Here is a 4048-nt window from a genome sequence, read left to right as displayed (position 1 = left end):
TTTCAAGGTTACGAATTAACTGAGGATTGATTTGTGAAAACATTAGTAACCCCTAAAGTAACAAAAGATTTAAATCTTTTGCATCTCTACATGAGACTCTATAACAGTTAATAATCCGATAGAATCCATAATAAATAAAATATCATTAAAAGTATCTACTAGGGGGATCCACCATTAAGAATGCTTTTGAAAAACTTGGTGTATTTATCCATAACAACCGTATACTCATACTTCTGGTCTTTTTTCTCCTAATCTTATTATCCATGCAGGGTGCACAGAAAATTGCAATGTCCTCCGGAACGGACACCTATGTAGGAAAAGATTCGAAACTTTATCAGAACTATGACCATCTTTACTTAAACATATTCGGGACCGACTCCATTGTAGTGATGGTAGAAGGAAACGATGTAAAGTCTGCAGATTTAATGGGAGCTGTAAGTCGGCTTGAACATCAGCTTGAGTCCACCGAAGGGGTTGTTGGTGTCACAAGCCCAGCTTCTATTATAAAGCAGATAAATTACCAGACAACAGGAAGGTCCCAGGTCCCCGATACCGATACAGAAATAAAGGCAATTATTGATGGAAATCCTGATATTTTCGGACAATTAATTCCTGATAACACACATATGTTGATCTCTGTAGCGATGGCGGGTTCCACTTCAGAAGACAAGCAAAAAGAAATTATAAAGGCTGCCGAAGAGGCTGTCGTATTCTCTAAATTCCCTCCTTCTTACAACCTCATAGTAACAGGCGAACCCGCTTACCAGATTGAAATGAACGACGCAATTACCGCAAGTATGGGGACATTGCTTGGGCTTGCTGCCGTTTTCATGGTAATTGTGTTAAGCCTTGTTTTCCGGCATGTCCGCTGGAAATTATTGCCTTTACCGATTGTTTTCCTTGGTATCATATATACATTCGGAGCTATGGGCTTTCTGGGAATTCCCATGTCAATGGTTTCCATGTCAGCTTTTCCTGTCCTGATCGGGCTTGGTATTGATTATGCTATTCAGTTCCATAACAGGATTGAGGAAGAACTGCATAAAGAAGGAAACAAATCCAAGGCCATTATAACAACATTAAAACATACAGGACCTGCTGTACTCATAGCTCTTACTATGACTGGTCTGGGCTTCATTTCTCTGTTTACATCCTCGGTTCCGATGATAAAGGATTTTGGGAAACTTCTCACGATCGGCATAATAATGTGCTACCTAGCAGCCATGTTTGTCGGGGTAGTCACCGTTTATGTCTTTGACAGCTTCTCTGAAAGATTCCAGTCAAAAAAAGGAAAAAACGAGGCAAAATCGACGAAAAAGGATACAGAGTATTCTTCTTCAGGAAAAGCGAAACCCAACCTGGTAGAGCATCTTCTTGAAAAAATCAATAATTTTTCAATAAAGAACAGTTTACTGGTACTCGGGATTGCAACTCTGCTCTGTGTCGGGGGTATCTATGCCGACGAATCTGTGGGTGTCGATACTGATACCAACAATTTTGCTCCCCAGGATATGCCAGCTCTTGTGGACCTGCAACATCTGAAGGATGTCATGGGAGGAACTGATGCATTTAACCTCATAATAAAAACGGAGGATAATGCTGACCCTGAGGTCCTGAAGTGGATTGACAGGTTCAGCGAACATGAAACTCAAAGACGATACATTTTAGGCTCTTCAAGCATCGTGCCTCTTGTAAAGGAGTTAAACGGTGGGACAATCCCAGATAGTCGAGATGAGATTGAGGCAATCTACAATCAAATCCCTGAAGCCCAGAGGGATGAGTATCTGTACGGCAAAAACATGCTTCTCTTAAATTTTGACATTGGAAATGCCGTTTCCGATATAAAGACTGCAGGGATTGAAGAGTTAACCAATATCCTGCAGAAGGATATACAGTGGATGCAGGCTCCTCCAGGCGTCACGGTGACGATAACGGGGAACTCAGTGGTCTTTATTGAAGTTCTGGGTGCACTTACAGACGGAAGAATTCTAATGACCTACCTTGGGCTTTCCCTGGTATTCGTTGGACTGCTTGTAGTTTACAGGGACTGGATAAAAGCTCTCTCTGCCATTATTCCAATGTTCATGGTTACTGGCTGGTCAGGGTTGGTAATGAAGTTTTTAGGAATTCTATACACTCCTATGACTGCAACCATGGGAGCCCTGATCATTGGAATTGGTTGCGAGTACTCAGTTCTCATGATGGAAAGATACTTTGAAGAAAGGGATCAAGGAGTCGACCCCCTGCAAGCTATGTACAGGACAAGTAAGAGTATAGGAGCCGCACTCCTGGCCTCAGGATCAACAGTCGTTGGTGGGTTTGCAGCTTTGATGATCTCTCCTTTCCCTATAATAAGCGACTTTGGATCAGTAACAGTTATTGATATTGGGCTGGTCCTGATTGCAACCTTCCTGGTATTCCCACCCCTTATCGTGTTACTGGACACCTGGAGGGAAAAGAGAAGAGGAATACAGGCGCCACAAACAAAAGCAAATAACGTCAAGGGGGCTGATACCCAATGAAGAAACCCCAAGAAAATACATTACAGAAGACAGTAATTAAATTCGCTGCAATTGCAGTTCTTCTTTCCATTCTCTCGGTAACTGCATCTCCAGCTCTAGCAAGTAAGGATAATGATTTCCTAGTTCCGAGCAGAGGGTACTCAGTGGACTATTATAGGAGCTACGGAGAGCCGACAATTAAAGCTTCTGTGACTGGAGACACAGAGTTCGAAAGAGGTGAATCTGCAGATATTGCAATAAAGATTGCAAACACGGGTACAATTGAAGAGTTAAAGCGGCTGAATGCAAACCAGAATCGTATTCCGGATTCCCAGGAGGAGGCTATTGCTCTCGGCGAGATGGCTGAAGAGATGGGATGTACTACTGCCAAAGGCCTCAAAGCAACCCTGACTTCAGACTCTGACTATATTCATATTGAACCCACCACAAGTCTCCAGACTGTTGATGAGCTTAAAACCGGAAATACGCAAAATCTCAAGTTCACCATGCGTATTGACAGTGACGCTCCTGGTGGTGAATATGAACTGCATCTTCCTGTGACTTATGAATACCAGAGCAATGCCCGGACAGAAACTTCAAAGGTAGTAAATATCGGGCTTTCTAACTCTGAATACACACGGGAGTATACTCTACAAACCATTGACATTCCCATACATATTTCTATTAAAAATGAACCAACGTTTGAGATAAGTAACGTCTCAGGCAGTTTAGTACAGGGTTCATCAAATACAATAAACATTACTTACACGAATACAGGGGAAGGTGCAGCTGAGGATGCTGAAGTCCGGTTTGTTGTCATGAACCCCTTAAGCACACGTAATACAATTATCAGGCTCGGAACAATCGGTCAGGGAGAAAGCCGGGTGGCATCCCTTGATCTTTCGGCTGATTCTGATGCGCTGGTGAAAAATTACAGTATTGACAGTGAAATAAAGTATATTGATGACGAAGGAAAAACCGAGCTTTCAAAAAACATGAAAGTAGATGTGCCAGTTGAGCAGGCCGAATCTAGAATAAGCACAACTGCAATAATTTTGATATTGCTCGCAGTTATCGTTGCTTATATGATTATAAAGATGCTTCGTAAAAGGAATAAAATTATTGAAAATACTTCAGGTGATGAGAATGATTAAAAAAGGGAGTATCGCTGCAATTGCAACCGTTTTTATGATGTTGCTTGCAACTGTGCCTGTAGAGGCAGCCATATCTGAAAATTTTGATCTTGATGACAACTACTACACAGTCTATGGAGGACCTCAGATCGAAGCCAGTGTGATTGGAGATAACGAGTACTCCAGAGGAGATACGGTTACCTTGAACTTTGGACTTGTTAACAAAGGAGTTATCAGCGGTTTTGAATCTGAAAAGGACGCTGACACTGCTGTTGATACTGTTCTCCAACAGTCTGAAATGAAGTACGAGACTCAGGCTGTGACAGCTGTTGGGATTCTTGCAACTCTTGAATCTGACAATCCATATATAAAAGTAAAATCTGGTCCTCAGCAGGCAGGTACCCTTGAGCAGGG

At 42.2% G+C, this 4048-nt stretch carries 2 protein-coding genes and 1 pseudogene; all 3 read left to right on the top strand.

The window, feature by feature from the left end; genetic code table 11:
• The first annotated feature begins 173 nt into the window (after positions 1 to 173).
• Entirely contained in the window at positions 174 to 2522 is a 2349-nt protein-coding gene (locus BP549_RS14615; RefSeq protein WP_292381850.1) for an efflux RND transporter permease subunit, read from the top strand.
• Entirely contained in the window at positions 2519 to 3655 is a 1137-nt protein-coding gene (locus BP549_RS14610; protein ID WP_292381842.1) for a COG1361 S-layer family protein, read from the top strand. Before BP549_RS14615 ends, BP549_RS14610 begins: the two co-directional genes overlap by 4 nt.
• Positions 3648 to 4048 (top strand): annotated as a pseudogene (locus BP549_RS14605) (hypothetical protein); the annotation flags it as partial. The gene BP549_RS14610 and the pseudogene BP549_RS14605, both read left to right, overlap by 8 nt.

The organism is Methanosarcina sp. UBA289, from assembly GCA_002496565.1.
GTDB lineage: Archaea > Halobacteriota > Methanosarcinia > Methanosarcinales > Methanosarcinaceae > Methanosarcina.
This window is presented reverse-complemented; position numbering and strand designations above follow the sequence as displayed.

Coding starts and splice junctions, on each gene's coding strand:
- BP549_RS14610 (WP_292381842.1), top strand. CDS start 2,519: ATGAAGAAACCCCAAGAAAATACATTACAGAAGACAGTAATTAAATTC.